At 63.1% G+C, this 3701-nt stretch carries 4 protein-coding genes and 1 pseudogene; all 5 read right to left on the reverse strand.

From position 1 onward, the window contains the following. The coding region (locus Q7T45_RS27005) for a PAS domain-containing protein (protein ID WP_304875064.1) at positions 1-572 on the reverse strand (572 nt) is incomplete at its 3' end. Positions 573-605: 33 nt separating this feature from the next. Continuing rightward, positions 606-1001 carry a response regulator gene (locus tag Q7T45_RS27010; protein ID WP_304875066.1) on the reverse strand — a complete coding sequence of 132 codons (396 nt, stop codon included), beginning with the start codon at positions 999-1001 and terminating at the stop codon, positions 606-608. A 305-nt stretch (positions 1002-1306) separates the two neighbouring features. After that, positions 1307-1528, reverse strand: coding sequence for a hypothetical protein (locus Q7T45_RS27015; RefSeq protein ID WP_304875068.1), 222 nt, complete (start codon positions 1526-1528; stop codon positions 1307-1309). 124 nt (positions 1529-1652) lie between these two features. Next, entirely contained in the window at positions 1653-3245 is a 1593-nt protein-coding gene (locus Q7T45_RS27020; RefSeq protein ID WP_304875069.1) for an MFS transporter, read from the reverse strand. A 152-nt stretch (positions 3246-3397) separates the two neighbouring features. Continuing rightward, positions 3398-3701: pseudogene (locus Q7T45_RS27025) on the reverse strand (YcgN family cysteine cluster protein); the annotation flags it as partial.

Consider the following 3701-nt stretch of genomic DNA (forward strand, 5'->3'; position numbering starts at 1 on the left):
ATGCTGGAGAAATTGGCGCTGTTGAAAATCGCACTCTGCAGCGCGCCCGCCTTGAGCAGCGCCTCTTCGGCCTTCTGGCGCGCGGTGTTGTCGGTGCCGATCAGGAGAAAGCCGATAATGACATCCTGCGCATCGCGCAGCGCCGTGACCGACACCACGGCCCCGAACCGGCTGCCATCCTTGCGGATATAGGTCAGCTCGTAGATGTCCTCGATGCCGCGCGAGGCCTTGAACACCAGCGCTTCGAATCCCGGCGTGATCGGGGTCGCGAACTCGACGCTGAGCGCTTTGGCGCGCGCGATCAGCTCCGGCGGATCGGAAATGTCGGCCGGCGTGATCTTGTTCGTCACTTCCGCGGCCGTGAAACCCAGCATCCGCTCGGCGCCGACGTTGAAGATCTGAATGACGCCCTTGGCGTCGGTGGCGATGCTGGAGAAATTGGCGCTGTTGAAGATCGCGCTCTGCAGCGCGCCCGCCTTCAGCAGGACGTCTTCAGCCTGTTTCGGCACCGCGTCTCCAGTGCTCTCGGAGACGCCGATGCATGCCCTCGTCCCGTCGTCTCCAAGGGTCAAGGTACTTCTCCCGATTATGCATGCTTGCCCCGCTCAGCGGATCAATTGCGCAGGACTCAAAGCTAACGGTGCGAGCAGTATTTCAACCGAGTTTTGCAGTTGAAATCGGGTGTACGGCTTCTGCAGGAAGTGCGCGCCGTCAACAAACATCGTCTTCATCTTGTCGTCGATGGTCGTGCCGGTGGTATAGAGCACCGGCAAATTCAGCCGTAGCTTGATGGCCTGATCGGCAATCTCGTAGCCGCCAAGAACGGCGCGCTTGAGGTAGATATCCGTAAACAGCGCATCGATCCGTCGGGGCGAACGCAGCAGCAAGAGCGCCTCATCGACGTCGCTGGCCGAAAGGATATCGTGACCGAGGTCCTGGATCATCGTCTCCGCGTCGTCGCGGAGAAAGCCATCATCTTCAACGATAAGTATCACGGCCATGAAAGCTGTTTCTGCCGTGACAACCAGAATCGCGACTATTCGAGCCCATCCGGCCGTGACACGGCCATCGGCCCCCTTTCGAGCGCTATCAGGGCTGAGGGATACGCGCGCCGGGGCAAAAGGTTCCCGCGGCGGCGAAATAATTCCCATACACCAGAATATTCAGAAATATATGTGTTATATCAATACCTTATAAGGAAAGTCAGGCTGAGATCAGGAGCGTGCTGCAGGTCGGGCCTCTTACTGTGCATGGGGTTGTTTTCGCGTTTTTTGTCTCGGCCCTGCGTACACCGCCAAAGGGACGGTTACGGCTTGAAAAATGCGGGATCGTTGAGCGCCTTGATCATGCTGTCCACCATGTCGGCGGCGGCGTGATCCTCGCGCTCCTCCAGCAATTCCCACATCTTGCGCAAATTGGCGCGCATCGGCGCCTTCAGCGAGGGATCGCGTTCGATAAGGGTCCGCGCGATGCAAAAAGCGATGCCTTCGGTGCCCATCTTGGTCTGCTCAATAGTCGCTTTGCTCATGACGAGCTCCTGTCGGGTTCCATGTCTGATTGCGGCCGCTGTTAAATGAATTGCCCGCCGATAGATAGCCGCTATGGCACGCGCCGACCGGGTGCCGGCGCGTGAGCGCCCTACTCCGCCAATCCTACTCTGCCAGGTCGGCCGGGATCGTGGCCGGGCCGGCCAGCGGCTTTTCTTCCATCAGGATCATGCACAGCAATGAGGTGGCGATCAGTGCCGTGGCGGCGCCGAACACGTAACGGAACGCCGTGACCATGTCGGCGGCGGCAATCGAATTCACCGGACCGCGATGCTCGCCGCCAAGAGAGCCGACGAGCGAGATGTCGGCGCCGAGCGCCATCAGCAGGATCGCGCTGAATGCGGCCACCATGAAAGACGCCATCAGCGCGCGAAAGAAATTCATCGCGCCGGTGGCGGTACCGACCTGGAACCGCATCACCGAATTCTGCACCGACACCACACTGACCGGAAACACCGTGCCGAGCCCGAGCGCGTACACCGACAGCAGCGCCAGCAGGCCCCATAGCGGCATCGGCACCAGCGTGAGCACGGCTCCCGCCAGCACCGCGCATCCGGTGCCGACGATGGCCACCCGCTTGTAATGTTTGGCGCGGGCCATGGTCTTGCCCGCGATCGCGGCGCCGACGGTCGAAACCGCCGCCAGCGGAATCAGCGCCAAGCCAGCCTCGCTGGCGCTGAGATGATAGACCACCTCGTAATACAGCGGCAGATGCACGGTCAGCCCCAGCATCGCGCCCATCGCGCAGCTGCCGGCCGCCATCGCATAGGGCACCACCGTGCCACCCATCAGCGGCAGCGGCAGGAAAGGCTCGTCGGCATTGCGGGCATGCCACACGAACGCGAACGCGAGCGCGACGGAGGCGCCGATCATCGCCATGATGACAGGCGACATCCAGAGATAGCGGTTGCCGCCCCAGGTCAGCACCAGCATGATCACGACGGCGGAAGCCATCAGCAGCACGCCGCCGAGCCAGTCGACCTTGCGCCTGCGGTGAAACACCGGGATCTTGCCCATCTTCGGCAGCAGCAGCGCCAGCGCGCCGAGTGCCAGCGGCACGTTGATCCAGAAAATCATTGACCAGTGCAGGTGCTCGGCGAACACGCCGCCGAGGATCGGCCCGCCGATGCCGCCGACCACCCATACGCCGCTGAAATAGGCCTGATACTGGCCGCGTTCGCGCGGGCTCACCACGTCGGAAATCACGGTCTGCACGATCGGCATGATGCCGCCGCCGCCGAGCCCCTGCAGGCCGCGCGCCAGAATCAGCACCGGCATGTTCGGCGCCAGCGCGCACAGCACCGAGCCCGCGACGAACAGGCTGAGGGATACGATGATCATGGCGCGGCGACCGTAGATGTCGCTGAGCGTGCCGAATACCGGCGCCACCGCGGTCGATGCCAGCAGATAGGCCGAGATCACCCAGGACAGGCTGGAGACATCGTTGAACTGGCGGCCGATGGTCGGCAGCGCGGTGGCGACGATGGTCTGGTCCAGCGCGGCCAGAAACATCGTCAGCAGCAGGCTCATCAGGATGGTGCGGACTTCGCTTGGCGTCAGCGGCACCTGCGGCGCGATCGGCGGCGCATCGGTGAGTTCGATGACCTCCCCCGGCAATGGCGTGGGATCGCCGGCGGTGGTCTCGGGCAATGTCTTGATGTCAGCCGGGTGATGGCCCTGCCGTTCGAACTTGTTCATGCGGCCGTGTGTGATCGGGGCGCGGCGGGCCGCGCGGAATCGCTATATGGGCTAATGTACGGGGAAAATCGCGGCTGCGGCAGCGGGTTGCGCGCATGGGTGCATCCCGCGAAGCGACAATCGCAATCGCGCGGCCGATCTATCCTGCACAATTAGGATTGCGGCCGCTTCTTCAGCCGGGCCCGCTTCGGCAACAGCGCCGGCCATTGCACGATGTGGTCCTCGAGGTCGGCATCGGCGATCTCGTTCTCGGTTCCCTGCACCCGCCCGCGCACGGAGACGCCGGCTTCGTGCACGGTGTTGGGATCGCCCGAAATCAGCGGGTGCCACCAATAGAGATCGCGGCCCTCGGCCACCAGCTTGTAGCCGCAGCTCGGCGGCAGCCAGTTCAGGGTGCGGACGTTTTCAGGCGTGAGCCGGACGCAGTCCGGAACCTGGTCGGAGCGATTCGCATAG

The sequence above is a fragment of the Bradyrhizobium sp. genome, from assembly GCF_030646015.1.
Lineage (GTDB): Bacteria > Pseudomonadota > Alphaproteobacteria > Rhizobiales > Xanthobacteraceae > Bradyrhizobium.